The following is a 26,650-nucleotide window of genomic DNA, read 5'->3' on the forward strand; positions in this document are numbered from 1 at the left end:
AGGAGGTATATCCGAAGAAAAATCAGAAAGTGTACTTGCGTCAGAGGAAGGTTTTGCCTTTGAAAATAATCAAACAGAGCCATCTTCTGAAGAATTTACCTTTAAATCTCCCTCTGCTTCCTTACTGGAAACAGAAGAGCCTTCAGGCGATATAGAAGCTGAAATTAGCTTTGACTCTGAAAACTTGGAATCCACTGCAACAGAAAATTTAGAAGAAATTACTCCTGAAATAGAAGCAGCCTCTACTCCAGAACCAGAAATAGAACCAGTGCTGGAAGCCAACTTGGATGAACCTGTTCTAGAACAAGTCCAGGAAAGTGATAGTCTGCTTGGTGAAGAGACACCATCTTCAGAAGATATATCTCTTGCTCCTGAAACAAAAGAAGAAAGCCTGGATGAAGAACTGGATTCTCTCCTGGATTTAGATGATACCGAACTAGACCTTTCTTTTGAACCTGCTTCCCTGGAAGAAGATCTGGAAGAGCCTTTAACTGAAGATTTAGAAGACTTAGAAGATTTGGACCTAGATTTAGAGTTGGAAGAAAAAAATAAAAACTTGACTAAGGTAAAGTTTACCGCTAGTAGTCGTCTTCTCATTTCGTTTGCGCCCGTAGCTCAGCTGGATAGAGTGCCGGACTACGAATCCGTAGGTCGCAGGTTCGAATCCTGCCGGGCGCACCATTAAAAGAGATTATATTTAAGGCGGTTATAGATTGCTTGAGGCAATCTGTGGCCGCCTTTTTTGTTCTCTGTGTCCTGACTGTGTCCCCCTTCTTTTCTATCACAGAGACCAGCTTCACGTGTACTCAGGCTCAAAAAATGAGAAAAACTTGCACGCATTTTGAGAAAAATAGTTTCTACATAATAGGAAATTTATAGAAATCCAAGTGAGTTTAAAAGTGTTACAATCGAACAATAAGGGTTGATAGTGAAAGTTTAGGAGAAAAAGGAAAATGGAGTTAAAGGAGATAAGAAAACAGATGAAGATATTATTAAGTAAGGCTTTGTTGTATTTAAGGAGATTGTAAGGGATTTAGAAACAATTAAAAGAAAAGTGGAAGGATAAAAATTTATCCTTACTGGTTATTTTCTTTTTAGTTATTCGGTTTTTTAAAGTTTTTTATAACAGTTTTTGCTCCTGCTTAAACTCTTCTAGAGTTATACAGTGATCTTTGTCTTTTCTAAAACCCCGAATAGCTTACCAAGTTTCCTTTGTAGATAAAAGTTTACGATCCGTATCCTACTATCCTTTGATCGGTTAAAAAAGGGATCCAAGGGATAACTATAAGAAAAATATTTTCCTCTGGTCATTGTTTTTTAATTTACCTTTTTGGCTAAGTGTAATTTTTCTTTTATTATGTCTAACTGCTGTTCGCTTAATACTTCTTTATCAAATTTTTTTATATATCCTGTTAGTCCGTAAGTCATTACATTGGGTGGTAATTTAGTTTTAAGTGTGGCTTCCCCGATAAAAAAAACAATATTATAAAAGTATTTTGATTCAAGTCCAAGGTATTCACTAAGGGCTTTTATGTGTCTAAAATTTTGCCATAAGGGGTTATAGAATCGAGTTTTTTTGCCATATATGTTTTGGGTCCAGTATTTTTCTTTTTCATTTCCAAAAATCCAGCCCTGGTAATTTTTAACTTCAATAACAAAAATTCCGTATTTTGAAATAACGACATGATCAATTTGAGTTTTTCCCCTCTGGTCAACAATTTTAATATTATTAAAAATTTTATATTTCTTAGAATCAAGATTAGCTAGCATTCCTAAATAAGCTCCCGTTTCTCCAAGTACACCCTTAACTTTTGCAGAATTTAAATATCGTTTTAAGAGACCAAAAATAATCATAATTGCGAAAACCCACCAAAAATGAAGCAAGCTGGAGAAAATAGCAATTGCAACATTAGTAGTGTTAATCATAAGTTCCCCTTTATTTTTTCTCTATTTTTTATTAAGAGATATAAATCTAGCCATGCAAATACGATAGGCGGAGTTCTATGATTGCCCAAATTCCAGTCTTGGACTATTCTATACGGAGTATCACTAAGTGCACACTTTTTGAGAGTGTGCCTTGCTTTTTGCAGGTCCATAGCTAATATGTATCTTTACTAATTTTAACTTATTATTAAAAAATTTACCTCTGTAAAAAATTTATAAATTTTAACAGTCTTGTCAACTTATTTTTCAATTGTTTATTTTACTGCCAAACAGTCCTGGATATCTAGAATTATCAAAACATAAATTAACAACAACCAATTCCAATTAAATTAATTTAATATTATATCCTCTTATACCTTTTAGTTAATTCTAAACAAGATTTAAATTAAGAGGTGTTAGTTGAAGGCGTTAAAGAAAACATGATAAGAGGAATCAAGTGGAGATATGTTGGATAGTTCAACTAAAGCAAAAGAAAGAAAGGAAGTTAAGGAGATTTATACCTCAACAGAAGGTGGAAATATTAGGAAATAAGAAAAAATGAGGAACAACATAGAGATAGTCAAAAATATTAAGTTTACCTAATACACTTTATCAACAAAAAAAGGCTTTAGTCGACATCTTCTCTTGGTGGGTCTTAAGACTAATTTTAAAATCAGCGCAGACAATTTCAAACAAAAAAAGGTCCTTAAGCCAAGCTTAAGGACCTTTACTTACTTTGTGGTGCCGAAGGGGGGACTCGAACCCCCACGGGCGTGGCCCACCACCCCCTCAAGATGGCGTGTTTACCAGTTCCACCACTTCGGCTTTTACCTCATTTAAAAACTTACAAAGAACCATCAAGCAAGAGGAAAAGGTCTATAAACCTTCCTTTTATTTTTGTCCAGCATTTTCTTTAGCTTTTTCCTGGGCAGGAGCCACAGGTGCTTCCACAGGATTGTCCAGAACAATGGAAGAAGTGGTCTGCACATGTTTTCTAGCAGACATATAAGTAAAAGTAAGTGAGGTTATAAAAAAGATAATAGCAGCTCCAGCAGTTAATTTAGCCAGTAATCCTCCAGCGCCAGAACTTCCAAAAACACTACTGCTGCCACCTCCAAAAATAACACCCATTCCTTCTTTTCCAGACTGCAAGAGAACTAAAATAACCAAAGCAATACAAGCAATTATGTGAATGGTGATAATTAAGCTTTCCAATCCCCTTCCTCCTTTATGGGCCTTAAGCCAAAATAATTTGATTAAAACTTTCTGCCTTTAAACTTGCACCACCTACCAGTACTCCATTGACATTGTCAAGGCTTAGAATTTTAGCCGCATTATCAGGCTTTACACTACCACCATAAAGAATACGCATCTTATCTCCACTGGCGAATCTATTTTTTAACCAATCACGGACCAATGCATGGGCTTCTAAAATATCTTCTTCTCCGGCCACTTCTCCAGTACCAATGGCCCACACTGGTTCATAGGCTATGGTAAGCAGTTCTGGGGCTAAATTTTTCTCCACTTCTTTTAACCCCTCTTCCAGCTGACTAGTTAAAACTTCCTTGATTTTCCCAGCCTTACGCTCTTCTAAGGTCTCTCCTATACAAAAAATAATCTTTAAACCTGCTTCCAACCCCGCCTTTACCTTACTGGCCAGAAAATCACTTTTCTCACCTAAAATATGCCTACGCTCTGAATGTCCCACCAGGGCATAGCTACACCCTAAATCCAGGAGTTGTACAGGACTAATCTCTCCTGTAAAAGCGCCTTCCTTGGCAGGATAAAAATTTTGTCCACCTAAAGAATAATTCTTCTGACTGAGTAAAATCTCTCCCACTCCTTTTAACAAAGTAAAGGGAGGAATAATCAAGACTTCTCTATCTTCAGGCAAATCTTTATGAGTTCCCACTAAAATTTCTCTAGCTGTAATTACCCCCTCTTCCCAGGTTTTAAACATCTTCCAATTTGCAGCAATCAAGGTCTTCATAGCCTAACTCCCCTTTTTGTTTTCAGTACATTCTTCCAAAGCTACCAAAGCAGGTAGAGGTTTACCCTCTAAAAATTTTAGAAAAGAACCTCCACCTGTGGAAATAAAACTAAACCTATCCACGCCTCCAGCTTTATGAATAAGGGAATCGGTATCGCCACCGCCCACAATGGTTAATCCGTCTACTCTGGCAATATCTTCAGTTAAATTTAAAGACCCTTGCGCAAAAACTGGATTTTCAAAAGCTCCCATAGGGCCGTTCCAAATAACTGTTTTGGCGTCCTTTAATACTTCAGCGTAAAGAGTAGAAGTAGCAGGACCTATATCCAGAGCCATCTCTTCCTCTGGGACTTCCTGATAAGGACATACTCCTTTACCTATCTTTTCTTTAGGGCTAATCCCTGTGATAAAATCCACAGGTAAATAAAGTTTTACTCCCTTTTCCCTGGCTAAGTTCAAAATCTCTCTTGCTTCCTCAAAAAGCTCTGGCTCCACTAAAGAATTGCCCATATTAAACCCCTGCGCAGCCCAAAAAGTATTGGCCATAGCTCCACCCACTATGATTTTATCAACTTTCTTGATAAATGCCTTAAGAATCCCCAGCTTGGTGGATACCTTGGCTCCTCCCAAAACTGCCACAAAGGGGCGTTCAGGCTGCTTTAAATTTTCTCCCAGATATTGAAGTTCCTTTTCCAGCAAAAAACCTGCACAGCACACTGCCACATACTGACAAATAGCAGCTACAGAAGCATGTTTACGATGAGCTACTCCAAAGGCATCATTTACATATACCTCAGCCACTTGGGCCAGTTTGCTAGCAAAATCAGCATCATTATCCTGCTCTCCTGCATAAAAACGCAGGTTTTCCAGAAGTAAAATTTCCCCTTTCTTTAATTCATTGGCTCTGGCAAGGACCTTATCTCCAATGCAGTCCTCTACAAATTGTACCTCTTGTTCTATAAGCTCACTAAGTCTTTTTGCTACTGGTTTTAAAGAAAATTCAGGTTTTACTGTTCCTTTAGGTTTACCCAAGTGAGAGCACAAAATAATTTTTGCTCCCTTTTCCCGCAAATACTTAAGGGTGGGCAAGCTAGCTCTTATTCTGGTATCATCTACAACTCTATCTCCATCTAAAGGAACATTATAATCAACTCTTACCAATACTCTTTTACCTGCAACCTCAACATCCTTTAAGTAAAGCATAACTACTCCTTTACTCTATTTTTAATTTTGCTCTTTCCTCTGGTTCTAAATGATAAACATGCTCTTCTGCAGGGAACACTCCCTGCTCTACTTCTTCTTTAAAATTTTTTAAAGCCTTTTCTATAGATTCACTCAAATTAATATACCTTTTCACAAACTTAGGTGTAAACTGAGAATACAACCCAAGCAAGTCGTGGAAAACCAAAACCTGGCCATCACAATATCTGCCTGCACCAATGCCAATGGTGGGGATAGAAACTTGCTCACTAATCATCCTGGCTACTTCTTCTGGTATAGCTTCTAAAACCAAACTAAAACAACCAGCTTCTTCTAGGGCTAAAGCTGTTTCTAACAACTTAAAAGCAGCCTCAGAAGTTTTCCCCTGCACTTTAAAACCACCCAAAAGATTATACTTTTGAGGAGTAAGCCCAATATGCCCCTGAACAGGAATACCTGCCTCTACTATGGCTTTAACTTGGGGTAAAATTTCCATCCCTCCCTCTAGTTTTACTGCCTGGGCTCCACCTTCTTTTAAAAACCTGCCAGCATTAAAAACAGCCTCCCTGACCCCTGTTTGATAGGATAAAAAGGGCATATCGCCAATAATAAAAGCCCGTTTTACTCCCCTACTTACAGCTCTGGTATGATGGAGCATCTCTTCCATGCTCACAGCCAAAGTGTCCTTATATCCCAAAACCACCATGGCCAGGGAATCGCCCACTAAAATTAAATCTATACCAGCTTTGTCCACTAAAGCAGCTGAAGGATAATCATAGGCCGTAACCATGCTTATTTTCTTTTTTGCTTTAGCTCCTACTATATCTAAAAGGGTAATCTTTTCCATTAAACTCCTCTTAAAAAGATTATTGCCAAAAACTCCCTATCCCACTAAAAAAAAGTTTACAACTTGGCAAGTAAGTGAGCGCTTTTCCTTATGCAAAAAGCCAAACTAATTAAAGTTCAAGAAGTCCTTCCCTGGTTCAAAGAGCAACTAAAGTCTTGTACCCTTTGTCCTAGAAACTGTAAGGTAAACCGGGAAAAAAGCCAGCTAGGAAAGTGTAAAACTGGCTTACTGGCTCAAATAGCAGGCTATGACCTGCACTTTGGAGAAGAATCTCCTTTGGTAGGTAAAGGAGGTTCAGGCACCATTTTTTTTGCCCAGTGCAATCTGGGCTGTGTCTTTTGCCAGAATTACACTCTTAGCCATAGTGAAAAGACCTTTCCTGAACTCTATCCCAACCAGATTGCCCATATTATGCTAGAATTACAAAAACAGGGCGCAGAAAATATCAACCTGGTTACTCCTTCTCATGTACTATACCCTATTGTAAGTTCCCTGGAAATAGCTTTAAATAAGGGATTACAAATTCCCATAGTGTATAATACCAGTAGTTATGATAGTCTGGACAGCTTAAAAAAGCTAAAAGGAATTGTGGACATTTATCTGGCTGATATAAAATTTTTTTCCTCTTCCTCTGCCCATAAATACTGCCAAGCCAGGGACTACCCTCAAAGAGCTAAAGAAAATCTCCTGGAAATGTATGCTCAGGTAGGAGGCATAAAATTTAAAGACAACATAGCCTATCAAGGCCTTATGCTCAGGCATTTACTTATGCCTAATAACCTGGGTGAAGTGGAAAAGTGGCTTCAATTTATGGCTGAAAATAAAATGTATGATGTGTATCTAAATATCATGGACCAGTATAGGCCTTGTTATTTGGCATCAAGTTACGAGGAATTAAATCAAACCATTACCTACCAGGAATGGGAAAAATATTATACCTTAGCTAAAAAAATGGGTTTTAAATATATAGATGAGGGTAACCAAAAAATATTTAAGTTACTCTTTTAGATTCAAAACCATAAGCAAAGCATGTTCTTTATTGTCAGGATAATAATTTTTTCTAAGACCAACCTGTTTAAATCCAAACTTAAAATATAGCTTTTGAGCAATGATATTACTTTCTCTCACTTCTAAAAAAACTTTCTCTACTTTTTGTTCTTTACAAAACAGGAGTAAGTTTTCTAGTAAAAAACTGCCCAACCCTTGCTTTCTAAAAGAGGGGAGCACAGCCAGGTTTAAAATTTCAGCTTCTTCTAACAGTAAGAAACAAGAAACATAAGCTACTAAACTATTTTTAAACACCCCAAACATAAAAATAGAAGGATTTTGCAAGGCCAATTGCAGTTGTTTTTTATTCCAGGGGTGGGGAAAGCATGTTCGCTCTAGAAATAAAATTTCTTCTAGATTTTCAGGAGAAAGTTTTCTAAATTCATATTTCATGAATAAATTTTCCTCTTCTCAAGATAGTTTTTTAGAAGTAGTAGATGAAAACAATGAAGTTCTGGCTTTACTTCCAGAAAAGGAAGTCCACTTACAAGGACTATTTCATCGCTCCTTTGTGCTGTTCTTATTTACTAGGGAAAAAGAAATTGTCTTAATAAAAAGGACTAAAGATAAACCTTTTGCAGGACATTTTGATTTTTTTTACAATCATTTATATCCTCAAAGAAGCCGCTTAGGCCAAATAAAGGACTGTATTCTTGCTTCTGGGTTAAGATTACCTAATCGAATTGATTATCTTACTACTTTTCCTGCTTCTTTAGATACCAATCTGGAATTTATTTATGTCTATCAAAGTTTTTTAAATATGGATAAAAAAGAACTTTCTTCCTGGAAGCATCTCTGGAGTTTTTCTCCTCTGGATTTAAAGTCTCCAGCTAACTTAAGTTGTTTAACTCCTTTAGTGGTAAGTTTTTTAAAAAAAAGCTGGCTTACCTTTCCCTTTAGTTGATAAAAACCTGACTAAAGACCTTTTCTTCAATCAAGGTCCTACCAGCTCCCCTTACTACTGTAGTAAGAGGTTCATCATCTATATTTACCTTTACTCCAACTTCTTTACTAATGAGTTGATTCAGGCCGCGCAAAAGAGCTCCTCCCCCAGCCAAAAGTAAACCATTGTCCACAATGTCTCCAACCAGTTCAGGAGGAGTTTTTTCCAAAGCCCTTTTTACAGATTTGACAATAATGCTTACTGGTTCAGCAATAGCTTCTCGAATATGTCCATCACTTACTTCCACAAACTTGGGAGTACCATCTAGCAAATTTTTCCCAGAAACCCTACAAACCAGCTTTTCAGCCAAAGGATAGGCAGCACCTACTTTTATTTTGACTTCTTCAGCCATGTTTTCTCCAATCAAAAGCTGAAACTCTTCCTGCATATATCTTTGAATGGCCTCGTTCATTTCATCTCCAGCCACCCGAACAGATTCAGCATAGGCCACAGCAGATAAAGAAATAACTGCCACCTCTGTAGTGCCACCTCCAATATCTACCACCATATTACCCCTGGGCTCAGTAATGGGCAGGCCTGCACCAATAGCTGCAGCCATTGGCTCTTCTATTAACAGGACCTCTCTGGCTCCAGATTGAAGACCAGATTCAATAACTGCCCGTTTTTCTACTCCAGTAATGCCTGAAGGCACTCCAATAACCAGTTTGGGTTTAAAAAGTTTATATCCGCCAATGACTTCCTTTAGAAAATAGGTAATCATGGCACGGGTAACTTCAAAATCAGCAATAACTCCATCCTTTAAAGGACGAATAGCCCTAATTTTATCAGGAGTACGTCCCAAGAACTCTTTGGCTTCACTACCTACAGCCAGGACTCGCTCACTTCTAGCATCCAGAGCAACCACTGAGGGTTGATTGAGTACTATACCATCTTTGGGAGTGTACAACAGGGTATTGGCTGTACCCAGATCCATAGCCAAACTTTTACCCAAAAAGCCAAATAATTTTTTAAACATAAAGTCCTCTTATATTTTTGCCCTATTCTTAAAATATAAATTTTCTAGAAACAAAGTAAGATAATCTCTTAGTAAGTAAAAAAAATCCTTTAGTTCTTCTTCAATTTCCAATTCTTTTTCATCAGCAAAAACCAAAATAGAGCGAGTCTTTTTATTGATAACTAAAGGCAAGCAAACTAAGCTTTTAAAAGACAAGCCTTCCTCTCCCAAAATATCTAACTCTTTTTCTCCTTTGCTTTTATCCTTAAATACAGGTTGCCCTTCTCGAAAAATCCAACCTAACAAACCATAATCAATGGGATATTTAACCTTTTCTTGTTCTGCAGATAACTCTTTATTGCACCCTTCAATAAAAAAGCCTTTTCCCACTTCATCTCTGGCTACGAACAAAACATAGGAAAAGCCAGAAGCTTCTTCCATCAATTTCAGGAGCTTGGCTAAAAAAACCTTCCACTTCAAGGAACTCCTAGGTAAAGACCAAATAAGCTTTAGATAATTGTAAAAAATTAATTTTTTATTTTCAAGACCAATTTGACAAAAATTCTGTTCCAAAAGCTCTATTAACTGGGCAAATTGACTCAAGATTCTAAGGTCTTTTTCACTAAAGGAATGAGCCCTTTTACTATCCACACATAGGGCACCTAAATTGTGAGATAAGGGCCAGCCCATAAAGGCCTTAATTTTATTCTCTTCATTGCCTTGATAATAGCCTAAACAAGCACTTTCCCTATTAAAGCTACTTAAACGCAAAGGTTGCCCATTTTTTAAAATCCAACCCACCAATCCTTTGCCTGGACTAAGAGTACATCGGGGAAGAATATTATCTCCCAGACTAAAAAACGACCTTAAGACATATTCATTTTCTTGCTGCCGTAAAAAGAGCACTGCTGAATAGGCATCAAATACAGAGCAAATTAAACTCAAGATATTATCCAGACAAAGAGATTTAGCCATAGATTACTTCAAATGTCTCTGACAATAAAATTCTAGGGAACGATTGTAGGTCTTTTCCTCTTCCTCAGTAAAATAACAGGCTGGCAATTCGCCTCTTTGGCGGTGATAGTGTAAGCATTCACAACAAAGGCCATGTTTGGGACATCCAGGATAAGTACAGGTACAAAACTTTGCATTCACTTGAGCCCGAGGACACTTATCTTTTTTGTTCATGTTTACTCCTCCTGTGGCTTTAAATATTTTTAGTGTAAGGAAGCAAATCTAAGAGGTCAACTCTATTTAACTGTTGAATATTTTTTCCAATTGAGTTATGAAAATTGGGTTTTGAGAAGGAGTAAAAAATGAGCTTAACCTCTTGGACAACACTTTTCACAGAAACACCTGAAGTCACCTGGCTAAATCAAAATACTCCTTCTTTATCCAAAAAAATAAACGACTTATTCGCTCTAAAATTTTTCCTCAATTTAGTCCAGATAAAACTCTGTCTGGTAAAACCCTATTTTGAAAACAAGAATTACCCTCTGGTAGAAGCAAGAGAACTGCTGCCTTCTTTTGAAGCAGATTTATATGAATATGAAAACCTCCCTGGCTTTAGCCTGGTAGCTTTAGCTAGACCTATTGATTATTTTCATGAAATTTTTCAGTTTGATATCTTACACACCAGCAAAGAAAAATTTTATCAAGAAAATACCATCTGTCCTCTTCCTGAAATAATTTTTGAAAACAACCTGAATACCTTCTTATCCAGATTACCCAAAGCCTATCAGGATAACTTTAAACAAAAATTTAAAGACCAGGATTTAACTTCTCTGGCAACCTATCCAGACCTTCTTCCCTATATTTTGGAAATGGATAGAGCCCATGTTTTAGCCCTGGACGGAGAAGACAACTTTTACCTGGCAGGGGTATATGCCTCTTTTCCTTCTGACCTGGACACAGAATTAAAAAGATTTGGCCTGCGTATAAAAAAATTTAAACCCAATGACAATTGCCTCTATGAATTAAATAGAAGCTTTGTTTATCAATTCTTAATGGAACTGTATGGATTTCCTATTGTCTCAGAAAGGAGGACTTCTGCAGCCCTCTTTTCCAGAAGACTCTTTAAGCTGGGAGAAAACTTTTTGATAAGAGTTTTAGGGCAAAGCGATAGAACCATTACTACTCTTTATTCTCACCCCGAAAATAAATTTTATCCTCGCGTGGAAAAAATAGCCCTGGTTAGTGTGGATAACCCCAAACCAGAAATACACAACTTCTTAAGCCAAAAGGGATTTTACTTAGATGAAAAAGAAAAGTGGTAATTTTAAAAGTAACCTATAAACAACACAAATATGACCCCAACAACATAAGAGAAGATAGAGCTTTATCTATATTTAAACAAGAAATAATCCATCCTTTAACTTATCAAAAAATGGATCATATCAACGTAATAAAAGATACTTACACCTTGGTTTTAAAATTAAACGATATTGTCAAAGGCGAGTTTACAGGAAGAGTAAAATATAAAAGAGAAATAGTAGAAGGGACTGATACTCATGAAAAAAGATTAAAATTTCTATACTCCTGGTTATCAAAACATCAAAGAAGGATAATCGGATATTCTGATGAATTTTATGCAAATGTAAACAAAGTTTTAGACAACTACTTACTTAACTCTGAACTATTTGACATATTTAATGAACATAACAATCTATATAGAGAAGTATGGGAAAAGTATAGTTATATACAGCAAGCTAGAAAAATAAAAATCCTAGAAGACTTGAAAGAAAGAATTTACAACAATCAAAAAATTGACTATCTCACCATGCTTAAATTAACTTACAAAATAATAAATGATCTTCGTTTTGAAGCAGTAACTTATTTTGAAGATATTATATCTAAAGCTATTGCTATTTTAGATAAGATGTTAAGTGATTCTTATCTAGTAAAAAAATACATAAAACAAAAAGAAGACAACTTAACACCTTATGGACAAGAAATAAAAAAAATTTATGGCCGTCTGGTAAGTCTCTTAGATGAACTAAAGGCCATTCAAAAAACTAAAACAAGGGAGTTAGGATATGGAACTATTTAAGACACCTTTAAATTCTTGGCATAAAAAAAATGGAGCCAAGATGGTTGAATTTGGTGGCTGGGAAATGCCTGTGCAATATGAAGGAATTATTAAAGAGCACCTACATTGTAGAAAAGAAGCTTCTCTTTTTGATATATGTCACATGGGAGAATTTATAGTAACAGGAGATAAAGCCAGAGAAGAACTCGCCTCTATTTTGACGCATGATTTTGCCAAGCTTCCTCCCAATAGATGTAAATATGGTTTTATGTTAAATGAAAAAGGTGGAGTTATAGATGACCTTATTGTTTACTGCTTAGAAGAAAATAAGTTTATGCTTGTGGTCAATGCTGCCAGAATAGAAACTGATTTTAACTGGCTTAAAAAACATCTAACTTCTAGCACCATAGAAGATATTTCTTTTCAAACTGCCAAGCTAGACTTACAAGGTCCTAAATCCTTTGAGGTTTTAAAAGATGTTTTTGCTCAAGAATTTAATGATTTGAAATACTTCTCTTTTAAAAAAATAGTCTTTAAAGATATCAATATATTAGTAAGCAGGACTGGCTATACCGGAGAACTGGGCTGTGAGTTGTATTTGCCCTGGGAAAAGGCAGAGGAAGTCTGGGAAGAGCTTCTAACACACCCCCTGGTCAAACCAGGAGGATTGGGAGCCAGAGATACCTTGCGCTTAGAAGTTGGTCTTCCCCTCTATGGCCAGGATCTGGATGAAGAGCACACTCCAGTAGAAGCAGGTTATGGCTTTCTTATTACCTCTGAAAAAAACTTCATTGGCAAGGAAAATTTAGGACAGGTTAAAGAAAAACTTATTCCTCTAAAGGTAGATAGTAAAAGAAGTCCCAGACATAATGATGAGGTTTATTGCAATAACCAAAAAGCAGGAATAGTAACCAGTGGCTCCTTTGCTCCCTCTCTAGGTTATGCTATAGCTTTAGCTTACGTAAAAGTAGAATATAGTGAAGAACAAGAATTTATTATTACTGATGGGAAAAAGAAATTAACTGCTCAAAAAACAACTCTTCCCTTTTATACTCAAGGAACAGCTAGAATAAAACTAAGTTAATGTCCAGATTAATAAAATACTACCTTATAGCCACCAGAAAATTAGTTCTATTTTTTCTGGTGGCTATTTGTTTTAGTATATTTTTACAAATAATAGTTAGATTATTTAATTTTACTCAATTTAGTTTTACTTTAGAGATAATTCAACTTTGCCTCCTCTTATTAGTTGCTTTTACTTTGCCTTTAGTTCTTTTTCTCAAGAGTTGTTAAAAATACAAATTTTTAACTTAAATACCAACTTGTTATTAAAAGTTTTAACTTTTCTAGCCGGGATATTGCTTTTATTTAGCTCCTGCAAACTAGGTATACAAAACTGGTGGCAAAAAACCCCTTTACTTAAAATCCCTTTAGGTCTGGGCTACCTGGCCTTTCTTTGGACTGCTATAGGCTTTATTTTCTATGCACTAACCAACCATGATTCTTAGCTTAAGTATCCTTTTTATCCTACTCCTGTTAGAAATACCCATTGGAGTTAGCCTTTTGTTTGCTACCCTAGGTAGTGCCCTTTGGGTTTATAATTTACCTCTAGAATTTATTTTGTATAGAATGTTTACCAGCCTTTATTCCTATCCTCTAACTGCAATTTTACTTTTTCTTTTAGGGGGAGAACTTTTGGTAAATAGCAATTATCCCCAAAAACTAGCAGAAATTAGCAGCTATCTGGGAAGTAAGATAGGATTGAGGTTGGGAGGAATTACTGTCCTTATGGCCTTTTTTCTTTCTGGACTCACAGGAGCTGCTGCAGCTGAAGCTGGAGCTCTGGCCAGTGTATTTTTCCCTGTCCTCACCAAAAAGGGATACTCACGTAACTTCTCTGCCTCTTTAATCGCTGCTGCCTCTACTTTAGGACCTATCATTCCACCAAGCATTCCTTTAATTATTTACGGTGTAGTGGCCCAGGTATCTATAACCGAACTGTTTAAACTCTCTTTGCTACCAGGTGTGCTAACAGCCTTTTGTCTTTTAATGTATGTACATTTTTACGAAAAAAAGAACAATCTGACTTCCTTTTCTTCTCTTCAAAAACCCTTCTTAGCAGCCATTCAAGAAACTATAACCTACTTACTCATTCCTTTTGCCATAATTTTTATTCTCTTATATGGAATTGTAACTGTAACCGAAGGTTCTTTTCTTTTTCTCTACTTGGTCTATACTTTTTCAAAAAAGATAAAAAAAAGAAAAAAATAACAGACATTCTGATTAAAAGCGCTATAAATACAACCCAGATTCTCTTCATTATTGCAACAGCATCTGCCTTTTCCTATCTCTTAACAATAGATCAAAGTCTGCTTAACCTCTTATCCCTATCCTGGATAAATACTTCTAAAATATATTTCCTGCTCACTATAAACTTTATATTACTTCTTGTTGGCTCTTTTTTAGAAACTGTTGCTGCTATTTATCTTACAGTACCCACCTTACTACCCTTGGCTCTAGCTCTACATCTAGACCCTCTGTCTCTAGGTATAATAATAGTTTACAACTTGGTCCTGGGCATGCTAACTCCTCCCTTTGGTATTGCTCTTTTTGTTACTTCTACCAGTACCAGGATAAATTTAAAAGACATGTATATCTATTCCCTTCCCTTTATTAGCATAGGATTAATTGTATTAACCCTAATTTGTCTATCTATTTTTTAAATATGGCCAGATTAAACTCTTTTTATTTAAATAAAAAAAATTGGCAAAGTCCCTACCAACTAGATGAAGAAGAAAGTAAACATTTTATAAAAGTATTAAGGGGTAAAAAAGGAGAAGTAATAAGAGTTTTTGATGGCTATGGAAAAGAAGGATTATTTAAAGTACAAGATATAAGTAAAAAAAGAGTATTGTTAGAGCCTTTATCCATAACCCAACATCCTGAACCTGAAAATAAAATTAAAGTAGCTCTAGCCTGGCAAAGGGCAAAAAACAGGGATTTTATCCTGGAAAAGTGCGTGGAATTAAAATGCTGGGAAATCCTCTTTTGGCCTGCCAAGTTCTCTCCTCCCTTTACTCCAAAAATAAAAGAAAGTTGGTTAAAAAAAATTATCAATGCAGGAAAACAGTGCCAAAATCCCTGGCTACCTCAAATCAAAATACTAAACTCACTGGAAGAGTTAACCAATTCCAATTCAGAGTACCAAAAACTATTTTTCTGGGAAAAGAGGAAAAGAGATTATTGACAAAAATCTCTCTAGAGAAAAACATACTTATAGTTATTGGACCAGAAGGTGGCTTTGCCGAACAAGAGTCTACTTACCTGAAACAAAAAGGATTTACCTCTGTTTCTCTAGGCAGCTCTACTCTACGCTTAGAAACAGCAATGCTAATAGGTATTGGCTATATATACTTATTTTTAGAATCCAGCACCTAAATAGACAATTCCCAACAATGTAAATCCAAGAAAAAATAAAACATAGGATTTTTGAATTCGCAAACTAAGAATACTACCAATAGCAGCTACAATCCAAAGTACATTCCAATTTATAAATTTAATTTCAGGAATAAAAGGTAGAATAGTTTTGTAAAAATTAAAGATAACTATCAAGGATAAATAAAAAAATATAAAATTATAAACTATACTTCTAAAAATAGACATTCTAATTATAGAGCTCAATTTTAAATCATCTTTAGATTTAATCCTTTTTAAAAGTTTGTTATAACTTAAATTATCCTGCAATCTACTTTGCCTTTCAATAAAAACACATATATAGCTGAATAAATTGGTTATTATAATTAAAGCCCAAAGCTGAGAAATATTTTTTAAAGCAAAAATATAACTTATACTTAAAGTAAGTAATACAGCATAAACACTTTGAGGTGGAATAAAGGTGCCAGCAGGAAATAAATCCAGCCAGAGAAGTTCAAAAAATATACCTAAATTAAGAGAGATATCCTTTTGGCCACTAAAAAGTGACCACAAAAAAGCAACTACTAAAGGACGTTCTAAAAAACCTATATTGATTTTAAAACGAAAGCAGGAAAAAGAGCAAAAAAAAACTGACTAAAAGAAAAAAGAGATAAGGATGTTCTAGGTAGTTCATAATTCTATCTGTACTGGTTTATGGGGTACACAACGAAAATCTAAATTTACTCCTTTTTTTAACAGATATTTTAAACAAAAAATATCCTCTTTACTCAAGGCAATATGGTCGCAAAATTGCTCCTTTCCTGGAGAATAGTGCAAATTGCCTACATTTAATACTTCAAATTTAAAGCCCTGTTCAAAAGCTACTCTTGCATCCTGACAATTGGCAAATAGCACCAATGTTTCCTTTTTTTGCCCTTTCAGGCCCATTTGCACTTGAGCCAGAGAGACAAATTTAATCTCAATATTGCTAGGAACTGCTAGCTTAATTATTTCCTGCTGTAGAATATCGTTGGCCAAGCTGTCATTGACCACTAAAATAAATTTAGCTTTGATATAAGGAATCCAGGTTTCAATTACTTGCCCATGCACAAGTCTATTGTCAATTCTAACCCACATATCAACCATTTAAAGGCTTTTTTAAAATTTCTCCTGCTACCTTAATGCTCTGCTTGGCTGTACTTTTTAAAGTCAAGGCCAGTTCTCTTAACTCCTTTTCTCTCTCATTTACTGCCTTAATAAGCATAGGTAGATTAACTCCAGTTACCACTTCTATGTCTTCTCTTTTACCCAAAAGGGATAAACTCAAATTGGTCGGCGTGCCGCCAAACATATCTGTTAAGATTAAGACCCCCTTGCCCTCATTTACTTCTGTGGCCTTTTGCTCTATTTCTTCTAAAATTTTATCCATACTTTTCTGGTTGTCCACGCACACCCACTTGCACCCTGAAAAGTCTCCCAGAATCATTTGAGCGGCCTTAATCAGTTCTTCCCCAAACTTTCCATGCGTTACAACAAGCAAACCTATCATCTTTACCCCAATTCTAAATGTCTATGTTCCACAGAAACAAAATATTTTTTTTTACGCAAAAAATCAGCTATTAATTCTGTGGTAGCCACAGAGCGATGCCTTCCTCCAGTACAACCAAAACCAATAGTCAAACGATATCGACCTTCTTTTACATATAAAGGAAGTAAAAAATCCAAAAATTCTTCTAATCTTTTTTTAAAACTCAAGCCTTCCTCTCGCTGGTAGATAAAATTCTGCACTTCCTCATCCAGGCCAGAAAGAGGCCTAAGATCTTCCTGAAAATAAGGATTGGGCAAAAAACGTAAATCCAAAACCATATCTGCTTCCAAAGGGACTCCGTATTTGAACCCAAAGGAAATAAGATGCACCCTTATAGCCCAGGTAGCAGTATCCCAAGACCACTTTTCCTGCAATACCCTTCTAAGATCGTGAATGGAAAAAAAGAAGTGTCAATAACCAGATGAGCCATATCTCGCAAAGGAGTGAAAAGCTCTTGCTCCTTGGTAATGGCTTCTTCCAACCCCAGACAGCTTCCAGTTAAAGGGTGAGGTCTTCTGGTGGTAGAGTATCTTTTAACAATAATCTCTTTTTGAGCTTCTAAAAAAATTAGTTCAAAAACTATATTTTTTTCCTTTAACTCCCTGACCAAGCCATCCCAACTCACCCCAAAATCAAGCTGCCTCAAATCCAGTCCCAGAGCAACTCCTCTATAACGCTTCAGCTTATCTTGGACAAAAAGTTCCAACAAAGAAGAAACCAAACTAAAAGGCAAACCATCTATACAAAAAAAACCCAAATCCTCAAAAACTCTAAGAGCAGTACTCTTGCCCGCTCCAGAAAGGCCACCCACTAAAATAAGAGGAAAGTTAATATTCACTTTTAAACACCTTTGAGCAAGGAATAAATATCCTCTTTGCTCTTAGCAGCCAAAAAACTTTCTCTAAATTCTTGATCCCGCAAAACTCTGGAGATATGAGCCAGAATTTTTAAATGCTCTCCTAAATTTTCTTCTGGGGCTAAAAGTAAAAAGATAATCTGCACGGGATTGTGGTCCAGAGAGTCAAAATCAACCCCTTTTGTACTCCTAGCTACTACCAGCAAGACTTCCTTTAAACCTTCCATCTTACCATGAGGAATAGCAATACCACTCCCAATTCCTGTAGTGCCCAGGCGTTCCCTTTCCAGCAAGAGGTTAAGAATTTCTGCCCCATTTAAATCTGGATAGACCTCGAGTAATTTATCTACAATTTCAGCCAGAACCTCTGGCTTGGTTCTGGCTGAAAGTTCGGTAATTATTAATTCTGGTTTTAAATAATGTTCTAAACGCATAACTAGATCCCTGGATCAATCAACCCAAAATTGCCATCTTTACGCTTGTAGATTACATTTACCCGCTCATTTTCCGCGTTTAAAAATACCAAAAACTCATAGTTTAAGGTATCTAGCTGCAAAGCAGCCTCTTCTACACTCATGGGCTTGGGTTCAAAATGATCTGTCTTTTCAATTACCGGAACAGGACTTTTCCCTTCTTCTTGAGAAAGTTTAATGACATCCATACGCACAGATTTCTTATTTTTATATCTATCTTTAGCCTTTTCTCTAATCTTTTTAACCTGGGCTTCCAATTTATCTAACACCATATCCACACTAGCATACATATCCTCACTTTCTTCAGTAGCAGAAAGATGAAGGTTTTTTGCAGTTAAAATGGCTTCTATGATATGCCTGTATTTTTCTACTTCAAAATTAACCTGTAATTCAGGATTGTCTTTACCAGTAAGATATTTAGACAATTTTTCAAAACGACTATGCGCATATTCTCTTAAGTGATCAGAAGGCTCAAAATTCTTAAAATTAAACTTAATCTGCATAGAAACCTCCCTCGGTTAAGGTTAAAAAATACACTTCCTTCTAGAAGAAGAAGGAATATTTAAAGCTGCTCTATATTTAGCTACAGTACGTCTGGCAATATTTACTCCCATCTCTTCATATAAAATCTTGGCAATTCCTTCATCACTTAAGGGCTTCTTTTTATCCTCTTTATCTATAATTTCCTTAATCTTGGCTCGAATACTTTCCGCTCCTACATTTTCTCCACTATCTGTACTAAGCCCGCTATTGAAAAAGAACTTTAACTCAAATAGTCCAAAAGGAGTAGATACATACTTGTTACTGGTTACCCTACTTACAGTGGACTCGTGCATTCCAATATACTCAGCAACATCCTTCAAAGTCAAAGGTTTTAAATAACCAACGCCTTTTTCAAAAAAATCTCTTTGAAAATAGACAATACTCTCAACCACTTTGTATAAAGTGCGCTGCCTTTGCTGTAGACTTTTAATTAGCCAAATAGCAGAACGCATTTTTTCTTGTAAATACTCTGTTTCCTCGGTAAAATCCTTTTTTTTACGGCCACGCTTAATCTCTATTTCTTCAAAAAGAGGATTTAAACGCAGATTGGGAATTCCATCATCATTTAAGAGAATGACAAATTCATCATCATATTTAAATACATATACATCTGGACTTATATAAACAATATCTTCAGTTGCATATTGAGATCCAGGATAGGGGTCTAAAGACTTTAAAATCTCTATGTAAGAGAGTAAATCTTCTTTTCCTATATTCAGTTTTTTCAAAACAACATCTATTTTCCTATTCTCAATGTTCTCTAAATGCTCGTCTACTAAAGTAAATAAAACATCATCTTTATAACCAAAATATTTTAGCTGTACCTTAAGGCATTCTTTTAGATTTCTAGAACCAACTCCAACAGGGTCAAAAAATTGAATCCTTGTTAAAACTTCTTCCACCATCTCAGGATTTACTGATAATTTCTCAGCAATATTTTCTATAGAGGAAGTAAAATATCCCTTACTATCCAGATTACCTATAATTTCCTTTCCTATCTCTATTTCCTTGGGAGAAAAATTGGAAAGTTGAAGTTGCCAGAGCAGGTGTCCTTCCAAACTGGGTTTAGGAGCATAACGGGCTTCCCAGGAAACCATTTCCTCTGGCAATTCAAACTCTTTACTGTCTTTGGAAACACTTGAAAAATTGCCCAGATAATTTTCCCATTCTGCAGTGGAAGCTAGATTTTTTTCTTCCACATCTATCTCTTTAAAACTATCTTCAGGCTTTTTAACCTCTTCTTCTAAAGAAGAAACTTCTCCTTCGCCCTCTTCCAGTAAGGGATTTTCCAGAAGTTCTTGTTGTACCAGTTCCACCAGTTCAATGCGCGAGAGTTGCAACAGCTTTATTGCCTGTTGCAACTGGGGAGTCATCACTAGTTGTTGGCTTAGTTTGAGTTGCTGTTTTAGTTGTAAGGCCATATTGAGTTTATTTTTTCCAGTTTAAATTTAATATAACTACCTTTAATCCCTCTGTAAATAGTTAAAGACAAAAAGTTTTTCCCAAGTATATCTCTTTTGCCTTTTCATTGGCACTTATCTCTTCTGGAGTGCCTTCCAAAAAAATCTGGCCATCATAAACCAGATAGGCTCGGTCACAGATACGCAAAGTCTCGCGCACATTATGATCAGAAATAAGCACGCCAATATTTTTTTCTTTTAAGGTAAGAATTATCTTTTGAATGTCGTCAATGGCAATGGGGTCAATGCCTGCAAAGGGCTCATCTAAAAGGATAAATTTGGGATTTAAAATTAAAGACCTGGCAATCTCCAGACGCCGCCTTTCGCCTCCAGAAAGAAAAGCAGCCTTTTGTTTAGCTAGTTTTAAAATCCCAAGCTCTGCTAGTAGTTCTTCTGCCCGTTGTTTTTGCTTTTTCTTAGGAATATCTGTATATTCTAAAATTAAGAGTAAATTTTCCAAAACCGTTAATTTTTTAAAAATAGAGCTTTCTTGAGGGAGATAGCTAAGACCTAACCTGGCCCTTGTGGATAAAGAATAGGGAGTTATCTCTCTATCATCCAGAAAAACCTGTCCATCAGTAGGCTCAATAATACCTACCAGCATATAAAAAGTGGTTGTTTTTCCAGCTCCATTGGGACCAAGTAAACCAACAACTTCCCTCTGGTGTACTGCAAGTGAAATCCCCCGAACTACCTCTCTTTGACCATAACGTTTCCGTAAATTTATTCCCTTTAAATTACTCACCTATTTTGGCCTCTTTTTTAGGATAAAAAACAGCTTCTACTCTTTTCTTGGAATTTCCCAGCACTTGAACTGCATTATTCTTTAAGAAAAATAAAATAGTCTCTCCCTTAATAACATTTTTATCCTGCCAAATGCTGGGGTTATCCTCTAACCTCACCTTATCTTCCGCAGGATAATAAATAGCTCGCCCACACTTGGCCTTACGCCCCTCTTTGGTGATTAGCACATCTCCTATAGCAATAATCTTTTCTATTTTTTGTTCTTCTGGAGATAAATCCTCATTTTGAGGAGCATCCTTTAAATAAACTTCTAACCTATTGGCCTCAAGTTCCATTTCTCCATTATCTGCCTTTACTTCCCCTTCAAAGACTATGAGTTTATTTTCCTGCAAATAACTAAGTTTGTTGGAATTAATCTTCAAAGGCTGTTTTTCGCTAGACCAAGCAGGAGAAAAATTAAATAAAACCAAACTCAACAGGACACATACTCTAATTACGGAAACCATAAAGACCTCACTTTTCCAAGTACATGAAAGGAGTTATCCTTTAAATTCAAATACGCCCTTTCTCCATCTATAGCCAAGTATTTTCCCTTTGTAAGTTTAAAACCCTCCAGGAAGTCAATCCTATCTTTTTCTTTATCAAAGATTAACTTATCACAAAAGACAAGCATATCTCCTCTGCTTATCTTCACCTTTGGATATAAGGTAATTACAGATGTTTTGTTATTTATTTTTCCTTCAGGAGATAATATTTTTGTTTCCTGTTTATCTAAGTAAACAAATTGTACATTTTGTAAAATTATATCCTCACCTATTTGAGTAGCCAGTTTAGCCTTTAACTTCCAGTTTAGTTTTCCACCCTCTCCGTCCAGATATTCTATATCTTCTAGTTCCATCTTACCTTTTATATTTTTAAGACTTGGAGAATAGGTGGATTCTTTTTTTTGCATCCAGTATCCAAGCCCCAGTACCAAAAGTAAAATTAAAAACAACGGAAATACTTTTTTTAACAAACTTACTCAACCCACTCTTGCCAGAGTTTCTCCAGTTTATTTTGAGCTTTTAAGAGAAAACTAACAGCCTCTCGCACTGCTCCCTGCCCTCCTGGCCTGGAGCTAATCCAGAGGGCAATTTCTTTTATTTCTGGAACCGCATTGACTACAGCCATAGGTAAACCAACTTTTAACATAGGAGCAGCATCTACCCAATCATCCCCGAGATAAGCCACTTCTGACAGGGTTAGGCCATTTTTTTCAACCAGTTCCAAAAGTTTAGGAATTTTTTGAGTATAACCTGTAAAATAATCAAAAATCCCCAACTCATCCAGTCTCTTTTCCACCGCCTTGGATTTAAGCCCTGAAATCACTGCAATCTTTAATCCTGCTTGTTGGGCCAGTTTAATCCCCAGGCCATCCTGGACATTAAAGCGTTTCATCACCTGCCCCTGGAGGTCATAATAAAGGCCTCCATCAGTTAAAACCCCATCCACATCCAAGACCAGCATTTTTATATTTTTAGCCAGCTCAATGGCTTTCTTGGTATTCACAGTTTAGTCTCCAAAACTCCAACAATTGCTTAAGTAAAGGAAAAACCTTTTCCAAAGGCCAGGAATTGGGCCCATCGCAAAGGGCCTTTTCTGGTTCTGGATGTACTTCCATAAATACGCCAGAAGCACCACAAACTACTGCTGATTTGGCCAAATAGGGCACAAATTCCCTTTGACCGCCAGAACAACGACCCTGTCCACCAGGAAGCTGAACAGAATGCGTGGCATCAAAAACCACTGGATAACCTAAGCTGCTTAAAATAGGAATACTCCTCATATCCACCACTAAGTTATTGTAGCCAAAAGAAGTACCCCGCTCGGTAAGCCAAAGCTTTTGATTAAAGCCTTCTACCTTTTGAACCACACTTTGCATATCCCAGGGAGCTAAAAACTGCCCCTTTTTAATATTTAGAACTTTGCCAGTCCTGGCTCCAGCCAAAAGTAAATCTGTCTGTCGGCAAAGAAAGGCAGGCACCTGTAAAACATCTACCACCTCAGCCACCACCTCAGCCTGCTCTGGAGTATGGTAGTCAGTTAAAAGGGGAAGACCTGTTTCTTTTTTTATTTTTTCCAACCACTTAAGGCCTGTTTCCAGCCCAGGGCCTCTAAAACTGTCTAGAGAAGTGCGATTTGCCTTATCAAAGGAACTCTTAAAAACAATTGTAACACCCAGTTTTTCTCTAATCCGGGCCAGTTCCACTCCCACTTTTAACGCCAGTTCCAGGCTTTCCAGCACACAAGGCCCAGCAATAAAAAAAATCTTTTCCTTTGAAGAGGTAAACAAGTCAGACATACCTTTATTTAGCCCCTTGGTTATATTTCTTGGCACTGGCAATAAAATCCCTAAACAAGGGATGGGGACGCATGGGATTGGACTTAAATTCTGGATGGAATTGACATCCCACAAACCAGGGATGATCCTTTAATTCCACAATTTCCACCAACTCTCCATCTGGAGAGGTGCCGCTAATAAGTAAACCTTGCTTTTCAAAGTCTTCTGCATATTTTTTATTAAACTCATAGCGATGCCTATGCCTTTCCATAATTTCCTCTTGAGCATAAGCCTGGTGTGCTTTGGTCCCTTTTTTTAACACGCAGGGATAAGCACCCAAACGCATGGTGCCGCCCTTTTCACTATCTTTATCTCGCTTCTGTACTTTTTGAGTCCGATAATCAAACCATTCCCTCATCAAATAAATGACTGGATGAGGAGTAGTGGGGTCAAATTCTTCAGAATTGGCCATTTCTAACTTCAATACATTGCGAGCATATTCAATCACTGCACACTGCATCCCCAAACAAATTCCAAAAAAGGGTATCTTATTTTTTCTGGCATAAGAAATAGCCAAAATCTTGCCTTCTACTCCTCTAGAGCCAAATCCACCAGGAACCAAAATACCATCCACGCCCTGCAACCTTTCTTCGCAGTTTTTAGGAGTAAGCTCTTCAGAATTTATATATTTTAATTCTACTTTTACCTCATTAGCAACTCCACCATGGACTAAGGCCTCGTGTAAACTTTTATATGACTCTTTTAAATCTACATATTTACCTACAATAGCAATGGTTACTTTGCCCTTAGGATTTTTTAACTTATATACAAGCTCTTCCCATTTGTCTAAATTGGGATTTCTAGCTGGCAATCTAAGCAAAATAGCTACTTTTTGATCAATACCTTCTTCATAAAGAGCCAAGGGAACTTCATAAATATTTTCTACATCCTTAGCAGTAAAAACCGCATCTCTATCCACATTACAAAAAAGAGCTATCTTTGCTTTTATATCTTCGGATAAGTCCACCTCAGACCTACACAAAATAATATCTGGCTGAATACCAATACTTCGAAGTTCCTTTACACTATGTTGAGTGGGTTTGGTTTTTAGTTCTCCAGAAACGCGAATAATGGGTACCAAGGTCAAATGAATATAAAGTACATTGTCTTTACCTAAATCAGAGCGCAACTGTCTTATGGCCTCTAAAAAAGGTAATCCTTCTATATCTCCAACTGTCCCCCCAATTTCAATAATTGCTACATCTTCATCCTTTTGAGCTACACTTAAAATGGCTCGCTTTATTTCATCTGTAATATGGGGAATGACCTGTACTGTTCCCCCTAAATAATCGCCTCTTCTTTCTTTGGTAATAACTGAATGATATATCCGGCCTGAAGTAAAGTTATTTAATTGACTGAAGTGTTGATCTAAATAGCGCTCATAGTGCCCCAAATCCAAATCAGTCTCTGCTCCATCTTCAGTCACAAAAACCTCTCCATGCTGAAAGGGATTCATGGTGCCCGGATCTACATTGATATAAGGATCCAGCTTTTGAATGGTTACTTTAAGCCCTCTGGCCTTTAGTAAAGCACCCAGAGAAGCAGCTGCCAATCCCTTACCCAGAGAGGATAAAACTCCGCCTGTAATAAAAATAAACTTGGTTTTCAGCTTATGGGGAAAATTATTTTCCATTTTAAAAACCCTTCCTTTTCAATTTTTATCCTTATTTTCTTCCAAGCATTTTTTCTTAACCCATCCTACCCACCTTGCCAAGAATTTCTTCCCCTCTTTTTTAAGGGAATAAAACCAATCCATATCAACCTTATAAGCTGGTTAACTTTTCCCCTTTAACCGAAAAACCCTTGCTATATTTCTTCGAACCTATTATTTTACTCCAACTAAAAAGCTAAAAACAAGGAGGAAGTTATGTTAAAAAAAATTTTATTTTTATGCTTAATTTTACTTAGCTTCTCTCTACCTTCCCAGGCCAGAGACTATGATCAAGAAATAGAAAATTTAAAAAGAGAAATTATTTCTCTGCAAAATGAGGCTCCTTTGGGCATTAGGAAATTTATACCTTGCTCCAGGATTTTTCACTATGGCTCTTACACACCTATAGACAAAATTGAATTACAAGGAAGTGGAGAGTTTCTTATTTACATGGAACCTAAAAACTTTTTTACCAAAGAAAATGATGGACAATATGAAACCTGGCTTACAGAAGATATGCAGGTTTTAGATGAAAGTGGAAATGTTATATTTAATAAAAAAGATGCTCTAAATATTCACTTAATAAGTAAATCACCCCTCTTTGATATCTTTTTTCAAAACAGTATGAATGTTGAAGGGTTGCCCCCAGGAAAATATAAATTTAAAGCCATCCTCTACAATCAACTCAAAAATCAATCTGCCAGTGCAGAAATAGAATTTAGTGTAAAATAGAAATTAACTCCCCAAAACAGATAAAAGTTATAATTTTCACATAAATACTTGCTACTAACTTTAAGGAAATATTTTTTTCCTCTTCAAAATCTGGTTCAAACTTGAATTGACAAGAGCTGGCAAAAGGTTTAGGGATTGTGAAAAAATTCCTAAAAAGGAGGAGTTAAAATTGAATATCTTAATTTTTGGACCCAATGGTAGTGGTAAAGGTACTCAGGGCTCTTTGGTAAAAAAGAAATACAACTTAGCCCATATAGAATCTGGAGCTATTTTTAGAGAGCACATCTCTCAAGGTACTGACCTGGGCAAAAAAGCCAAAGAGTACATTGACCGGGGAGAATTGGTACCTGATGACATTACTATTCCCATGGTTTTGGAGACCTTGCAGGAAAAAGGCAAGGATGGCTGGCTGTTGGATGGTTTTCCTCGCAATATCAATCAGGCCAAAAAATTATGGGAAGCCTTGCAAGAAGCCGGGATGAAACTGGATTATGTAATTGAAATCCTTTTACCCAGAGAAGTGGCTAAAAACAGAATCATGGGCAGACGTCTCTGCGTAAACGATCCCAACCATCCCAACAATATCTATATTGATGCTATTAAGCCTGTGGATGGCAAATGCCGTGTATGTGGTGGAGAGCTAAAAACTCGCTCTGACGACCAGGACGAAGCTGCTATCAACAAAAGACATGATATCTATTACGATGCTGAAACTGGCACTTTGGCTGCTGCTTACTACTTCAAAGAATTAGCTCCCAAAGCTGGGTTTAAGTACATTGAATTAAATGGTGAAGGAACAATAGAAGAAATTAAAGAAACTCTCTTAAAGCAGCTGGATTAATCCCGATTACCATCTACTTTTTATAAATTCTTTTC

General features: G+C 36.4%; 31 protein-coding genes, 2 tRNA genes and 2 pseudogenes. 10 read left to right on the top strand and 25 right to left on the bottom strand.

Annotated features, from left to right (window positions below; genetic code table 11):
* Window positions 1–69: 69 nt before the first annotated feature.
* On the bottom strand, window positions 70–282 hold the full coding sequence (locus ACZ42F_RS05130) for a hypothetical protein (RefSeq protein ID WP_464279999.1): 213 nt from the start codon (window positions 280–282) through the stop codon (window positions 70–72).
* 322 nt (window positions 283–604) lie between these two features.
* Between ACZ42F_RS05130 and ACZ42F_RS05135 the strand changes: the two genes are divergently transcribed.
* Window positions 605–681 (top strand) — tRNA-Arg (locus tag ACZ42F_RS05135).
* Window positions 682–1,317: 636 nt separating this feature from the next.
* Here the strand turns inward: ACZ42F_RS05135 and ACZ42F_RS05140 are convergent.
* The 6 genes from ACZ42F_RS05140 to panB form a co-directional block, all read right to left on the bottom strand.
* Window positions 1,318–1,926 (bottom strand): nuclease-related domain-containing protein, encoded by a 609-nt coding sequence (locus ACZ42F_RS05140; protein WP_464280000.1) that lies wholly within the window; start codon window positions 1,924–1,926, stop codon window positions 1,318–1,320.
* Between the two features lie 736 nt (window positions 1,927–2,662).
* A tRNA-Leu gene (locus ACZ42F_RS05145) sits at window positions 2,663–2,748 on the bottom strand.
* Window positions 2,749–2,814: 66 nt separating this feature from the next.
* Window positions 2,815–3,138, bottom strand: a complete 324-nt coding sequence (secG, locus tag ACZ42F_RS05150; protein WP_029965698.1) for a preprotein translocase subunit SecG — start codon at window positions 3,136–3,138, stop codon at window positions 2,815–2,817.
* A gap of 22 nt (window positions 3,139–3,160) precedes the next feature.
* Window positions 3,161–3,913, bottom strand: coding sequence for a triose-phosphate isomerase (gene tpiA, locus ACZ42F_RS05155; RefSeq protein ID WP_464280001.1), 753 nt, complete (start codon window positions 3,911–3,913; stop codon window positions 3,161–3,163).
* Between the two features lie 3 nt (window positions 3,914–3,916).
* Window positions 3,917–5,116 (bottom strand): phosphoglycerate kinase, encoded by a 1,200-nt coding sequence (locus ACZ42F_RS05160; RefSeq protein WP_464280002.1) that lies wholly within the window; start codon window positions 5,114–5,116, stop codon window positions 3,917–3,919.
* Window positions 5,117–5,126: 10 nt separating this feature from the next.
* Window positions 5,127–5,960: a 3-methyl-2-oxobutanoate hydroxymethyltransferase gene (gene panB, locus ACZ42F_RS05165; protein ID WP_464280003.1), complete on the bottom strand. Its 834-nt coding sequence runs from the start codon at window positions 5,958–5,960 to the stop codon at window positions 5,127–5,129.
* Between the two features lie 90 nt (window positions 5,961–6,050).
* Between panB and ACZ42F_RS05170 the strand changes: the two genes are divergently transcribed.
* A complete protein-coding gene (locus ACZ42F_RS05170; RefSeq protein ID WP_464280004.1) occupies window positions 6,051–6,968 on the top strand; it encodes a radical SAM protein in 918 nt (305 codons plus the stop codon).
* Here ACZ42F_RS05170 and rimI read toward each other — a convergent pair.
* The gene (gene rimI / locus ACZ42F_RS05175) at window positions 6,957–7,400 is read right to left on the bottom strand and encodes a ribosomal protein S18-alanine N-acetyltransferase (protein WP_464280005.1); all 444 of its coding nucleotides are present in this window, start codon (window positions 7,398–7,400) and stop codon (window positions 6,957–6,959) included. The genes ACZ42F_RS05170 and rimI overlap by 12 nt on opposite strands.
* On the opposite strand from rimI, the gene ACZ42F_RS05180 reads away from it, so the two are divergent.
* Window positions 7,399–7,911 (top strand): NUDIX hydrolase, encoded by a 513-nt coding sequence (locus ACZ42F_RS05180; RefSeq protein ID WP_464280006.1) that lies wholly within the window; start codon window positions 7,399–7,401, stop codon window positions 7,909–7,911. The two genes, rimI and ACZ42F_RS05180, sit on opposite strands and share 2 nt — an antisense overlap.
* Here ACZ42F_RS05180 and mreB read toward each other — a convergent pair.
* From mreB to ACZ42F_RS05195, 3 genes are read right to left on the bottom strand one after another with little or no spacing between them, the layout of a single operon-like run.
* Window positions 7,904–8,926 (bottom strand): rod shape-determining protein, encoded by a 1,023-nt coding sequence (gene mreB, locus ACZ42F_RS05185; protein ID WP_029965718.1) that lies wholly within the window; start codon window positions 8,924–8,926, stop codon window positions 7,904–7,906. The two genes, ACZ42F_RS05180 and mreB, sit on opposite strands and share 8 nt — an antisense overlap.
* A gap of 9 nt (window positions 8,927–8,935) precedes the next feature.
* Window positions 8,936–9,880: a GAF domain-containing protein gene (locus tag ACZ42F_RS05190; RefSeq protein WP_029965720.1), complete on the bottom strand. Its 945-nt coding sequence runs from the start codon at window positions 9,878–9,880 to the stop codon at window positions 8,936–8,938.
* 3 nt (window positions 9,881–9,883) lie between these two features.
* On the bottom strand, window positions 9,884–10,093 hold the full coding sequence (locus ACZ42F_RS05195; protein WP_029965722.1) for a DUF6485 family protein: 210 nt from the start codon (window positions 10,091–10,093) through the stop codon (window positions 9,884–9,886).
* Between the two features lie 128 nt (window positions 10,094–10,221).
* On the opposite strand from ACZ42F_RS05195, the pseudogene ACZ42F_RS05200 reads away from it, so the two are divergent.
* From ACZ42F_RS05200 to ACZ42F_RS05220, 5 genes and pseudogenes are all read left to right on the top strand, one after another.
* Window positions 10,222–11,954, top strand: a pseudogene (locus ACZ42F_RS05200) (hypothetical protein).
* Window positions 11,941–13,017 (top strand): glycine cleavage system aminomethyltransferase GcvT, encoded by a 1,077-nt coding sequence (gene gcvT / locus ACZ42F_RS05205; RefSeq protein WP_029965725.1) that lies wholly within the window; start codon window positions 11,941–11,943, stop codon window positions 13,015–13,017. The pseudogene ACZ42F_RS05200 and the gene gcvT overlap by 14 nt, the downstream one beginning before the upstream one ends.
* 413 nt (window positions 13,018–13,430) lie before the next feature.
* Window positions 13,431–14,204 carry a TRAP transporter large permease subunit gene (locus tag ACZ42F_RS05210; RefSeq protein ID WP_464280007.1) on the top strand — a complete coding sequence of 258 codons (774 nt, stop codon included), beginning with the start codon at window positions 13,431–13,433 and terminating at the stop codon, window positions 14,202–14,204.
* A 23-nt stretch (window positions 14,205–14,227) separates the two neighbouring features.
* A complete protein-coding gene (locus ACZ42F_RS05215) occupies window positions 14,228–14,656 on the top strand; it encodes a TRAP transporter large permease subunit (protein WP_464280201.1) in 429 nt (142 codons plus the stop codon).
* A 2-nt stretch (window positions 14,657–14,658) separates the two neighbouring features.
* Window positions 14,659–15,299 (top strand): annotated as a pseudogene (locus ACZ42F_RS05220) (RsmE family RNA methyltransferase); the annotation flags it as partial.
* Between the two features lie 54 nt (window positions 15,300–15,353).
* Here ACZ42F_RS05220 and ACZ42F_RS05225 read toward each other — a convergent pair.
* From ACZ42F_RS05225 to ACZ42F_RS05290, 14 genes are all read right to left on the bottom strand, one after another.
* Window positions 15,354–15,920: a hypothetical protein gene (locus ACZ42F_RS05225; RefSeq protein ID WP_029965736.1), complete on the bottom strand. Its 567-nt coding sequence runs from the start codon at window positions 15,918–15,920 to the stop codon at window positions 15,354–15,356.
* Between the two features lie 117 nt (window positions 15,921–16,037).
* Window positions 16,038–16,484, bottom strand: coding sequence for a PTS sugar transporter subunit IIB (locus ACZ42F_RS05230; protein WP_464280008.1), 447 nt, complete (start codon window positions 16,482–16,484; stop codon window positions 16,038–16,040).
* A gap of 1 nt (window position 16,485) precedes the next feature.
* On the bottom strand, window positions 16,486–16,896 hold the full coding sequence (locus tag ACZ42F_RS05235) for a PTS sugar transporter subunit IIA (protein WP_029965745.1): 411 nt from the start codon (window positions 16,894–16,896) through the stop codon (window positions 16,486–16,488).
* A 2-nt stretch (window positions 16,897–16,898) separates the two neighbouring features.
* Entirely contained in the window at window positions 16,899–17,213 is a 315-nt protein-coding gene (locus ACZ42F_RS05240; RefSeq protein WP_464280009.1) for a RapZ C-terminal domain-containing protein, read from the bottom strand.
* 53 nt (window positions 17,214–17,266) lie between these two features.
* On the bottom strand, window positions 17,267–17,773 hold the full coding sequence (locus ACZ42F_RS05245; RefSeq protein ID WP_464280010.1) for an RNase adapter RapZ: 507 nt from the start codon (window positions 17,771–17,773) through the stop codon (window positions 17,267–17,269).
* Window positions 17,774–17,775: 2 nt separating this feature from the next.
* Window positions 17,776–18,225: a PTS sugar transporter subunit IIA gene (locus ACZ42F_RS05250; protein WP_464280011.1), complete on the bottom strand. Its 450-nt coding sequence runs from the start codon at window positions 18,223–18,225 to the stop codon at window positions 17,776–17,778.
* A gap of 2 nt (window positions 18,226–18,227) precedes the next feature.
* Window positions 18,228–18,767, bottom strand: a complete 540-nt coding sequence (gene hpf / locus ACZ42F_RS05255) for a ribosome hibernation-promoting factor, HPF/YfiA family (RefSeq protein WP_464280012.1) — start codon at window positions 18,765–18,767, stop codon at window positions 18,228–18,230.
* Between the two features lie 21 nt (window positions 18,768–18,788).
* Entirely contained in the window at window positions 18,789–20,228 is a 1,440-nt protein-coding gene (gene rpoN / locus ACZ42F_RS05260; protein ID WP_029965754.1) for an RNA polymerase factor sigma-54, read from the bottom strand.
* Between the two features lie 61 nt (window positions 20,229–20,289).
* Window positions 20,290–21,012 carry an LPS export ABC transporter ATP-binding protein gene (gene lptB, locus ACZ42F_RS05265; protein ID WP_029965756.1) on the bottom strand — a complete coding sequence of 241 codons (723 nt, stop codon included), beginning with the start codon at window positions 21,010–21,012 and terminating at the stop codon, window positions 20,290–20,292.
* Complete coding sequence (gene lptA, locus ACZ42F_RS05270) at window positions 21,005–21,517, bottom strand: lipopolysaccharide transport periplasmic protein LptA (protein WP_464280013.1); 513 nt, start codon at window positions 21,515–21,517, stop codon at window positions 21,005–21,007. The genes lptB and lptA overlap by 8 nt, the downstream gene beginning before the upstream one ends.
* Window positions 21,505–22,026, bottom strand: a complete 522-nt coding sequence (gene lptC, locus ACZ42F_RS05275; protein WP_464280014.1) for an LPS export ABC transporter periplasmic protein LptC — start codon at window positions 22,024–22,026, stop codon at window positions 21,505–21,507. The genes lptA and lptC overlap by 13 nt, the downstream gene beginning before the upstream one ends.
* Before the next feature lie 2 nt (window positions 22,027–22,028).
* Entirely contained in the window at window positions 22,029–22,517 is a 489-nt protein-coding gene (locus ACZ42F_RS05280) for a KdsC family phosphatase (protein ID WP_464280202.1), read from the bottom strand.
* A gap of 19 nt (window positions 22,518–22,536) precedes the next feature.
* Window positions 22,537–23,352, bottom strand: a complete 816-nt coding sequence (gene kdsA, locus ACZ42F_RS05285) for a 3-deoxy-8-phosphooctulonate synthase (RefSeq protein ID WP_464280015.1) — start codon at window positions 23,350–23,352, stop codon at window positions 22,537–22,539.
* 4 nt (window positions 23,353–23,356) lie between these two features.
* Window positions 23,357–25,000, bottom strand: a complete 1,644-nt coding sequence (locus ACZ42F_RS05290; RefSeq protein WP_464280203.1) for a CTP synthase — start codon at window positions 24,998–25,000, stop codon at window positions 23,357–23,359.
* A 258-nt stretch (window positions 25,001–25,258) separates the two neighbouring features.
* Here ACZ42F_RS05290 and ACZ42F_RS05295 point away from each other — a divergent pair, with 258 nt between their 5' ends.
* Together ACZ42F_RS05295 and ACZ42F_RS05300 are read left to right on the top strand one after the other, a co-directional pair.
* Window positions 25,259–25,774, top strand: coding sequence for a hypothetical protein (locus ACZ42F_RS05295; RefSeq protein ID WP_464280016.1), 516 nt, complete (start codon window positions 25,259–25,261; stop codon window positions 25,772–25,774).
* A 169-nt stretch (window positions 25,775–25,943) separates the two neighbouring features.
* On the top strand, window positions 25,944–26,615 hold the full coding sequence (locus tag ACZ42F_RS05300; RefSeq protein ID WP_029965770.1) for an adenylate kinase: 672 nt from the start codon (window positions 25,944–25,946) through the stop codon (window positions 26,613–26,615).
* Window positions 26,616–26,650: the final 35 nt, after the last annotated feature.

This window comes from Desulfonauticus autotrophicus, assembly GCF_055381725.1.

Coding starts and splice junctions, on each gene's coding strand:
- ACZ42F_RS05140 (WP_464280000.1), bottom strand. CDS start 1,926: ATGATTAACACTACTAATGTTGCAATTGCTATTTTCTCCAGCTTGCTT.
- tpiA (WP_464280001.1), bottom strand. CDS start 3,913: ATGAAGACCTTGATTGCTGCAAATTGGAAGATGTTTAAAACCTGGGAA.
- ACZ42F_RS05160 (WP_464280002.1), bottom strand. CDS start 5,116: ATGCTTTACTTAAAGGATGTTGAGGTTGCAGGTAAAAGAGTATTGGTA.
- panB (WP_464280003.1), bottom strand. CDS start 5,960: ATGGAAAAGATTACCCTTTTAGATATAGTAGGAGCTAAAGCAAAAAAG.
- ACZ42F_RS05170 (WP_464280004.1), top strand. CDS start 6,051: ATGCAAAAAGCCAAACTAATTAAAGTTCAAGAAGTCCTTCCCTGGTTC.
- ACZ42F_RS05180 (WP_464280006.1), top strand. CDS start 7,399: ATGAATAAATTTTCCTCTTCTCAAGATAGTTTTTTAGAAGTAGTAGAT.
- rimI (WP_464280005.1), bottom strand. CDS start 7,400: ATGAAATATGAATTTAGAAAACTTTCTCCTGAAAATCTAGAAGAAATT.
- mreB (WP_029965718.1), bottom strand. CDS start 8,926: ATGTTTAAAAAATTATTTGGCTTTTTGGGTAAAAGTTTGGCTATGGAT.
- ACZ42F_RS05190 (WP_029965720.1), bottom strand. CDS start 9,880: ATGGCTAAATCTCTTTGTCTGGATAATATCTTGAGTTTAATTTGCTCT.
- ACZ42F_RS05195 (WP_029965722.1), bottom strand. CDS start 10,093: ATGAACAAAAAAGATAAGTGTCCTCGGGCTCAAGTGAATGCAAAGTTT.
- gcvT (WP_029965725.1), top strand. CDS start 11,941: ATGGAACTATTTAAGACACCTTTAAATTCTTGGCATAAAAAAAATGGA.
- ACZ42F_RS05210 (WP_464280007.1), top strand. CDS start 13,431: ATGATTCTTAGCTTAAGTATCCTTTTTATCCTACTCCTGTTAGAAATA.
- ACZ42F_RS05230 (WP_464280008.1), bottom strand. CDS start 16,484: ATGTGGGTTAGAATTGACAATAGACTTGTGCATGGGCAAGTAATTGAA.
- ACZ42F_RS05235 (WP_029965745.1), bottom strand. CDS start 16,896: ATGATAGGTTTGCTTGTTGTAACGCATGGAAAGTTTGGGGAAGAACTG.
- ACZ42F_RS05240 (WP_464280009.1), bottom strand. CDS start 17,213: ATGGTTTTGGATTTACGTTTTTTGCCCAATCCTTATTTTCAGGAAGAT.
- ACZ42F_RS05250 (WP_464280011.1), bottom strand. CDS start 18,225: ATGCGTTTAGAACATTATTTAAAACCAGAATTAATAATTACCGAACTT.
- hpf (WP_464280012.1), bottom strand. CDS start 18,767: ATGCAGATTAAGTTTAATTTTAAGAATTTTGAGCCTTCTGATCACTTA.
- rpoN (WP_029965754.1), bottom strand. CDS start 20,228: ATGGCCTTACAACTAAAACAGCAACTCAAACTAAGCCAACAACTAGTG.
- lptA (WP_464280013.1), bottom strand. CDS start 21,517: ATGGTTTCCGTAATTAGAGTATGTGTCCTGTTGAGTTTGGTTTTATTT.
- ACZ42F_RS05280 (WP_464280202.1), bottom strand. CDS start 22,517: ATGCTGGTCTTGGATGTGGATGGGGTTTTAACTGATGGAGGCCTTTAT.
- kdsA (WP_464280015.1), bottom strand. CDS start 23,352: ATGTCTGACTTGTTTACCTCTTCAAAGGAAAAGATTTTTTTTATTGCT.
- ACZ42F_RS05295 (WP_464280016.1), top strand. CDS start 25,259: ATGTTAAAAAAAATTTTATTTTTATGCTTAATTTTACTTAGCTTCTCT.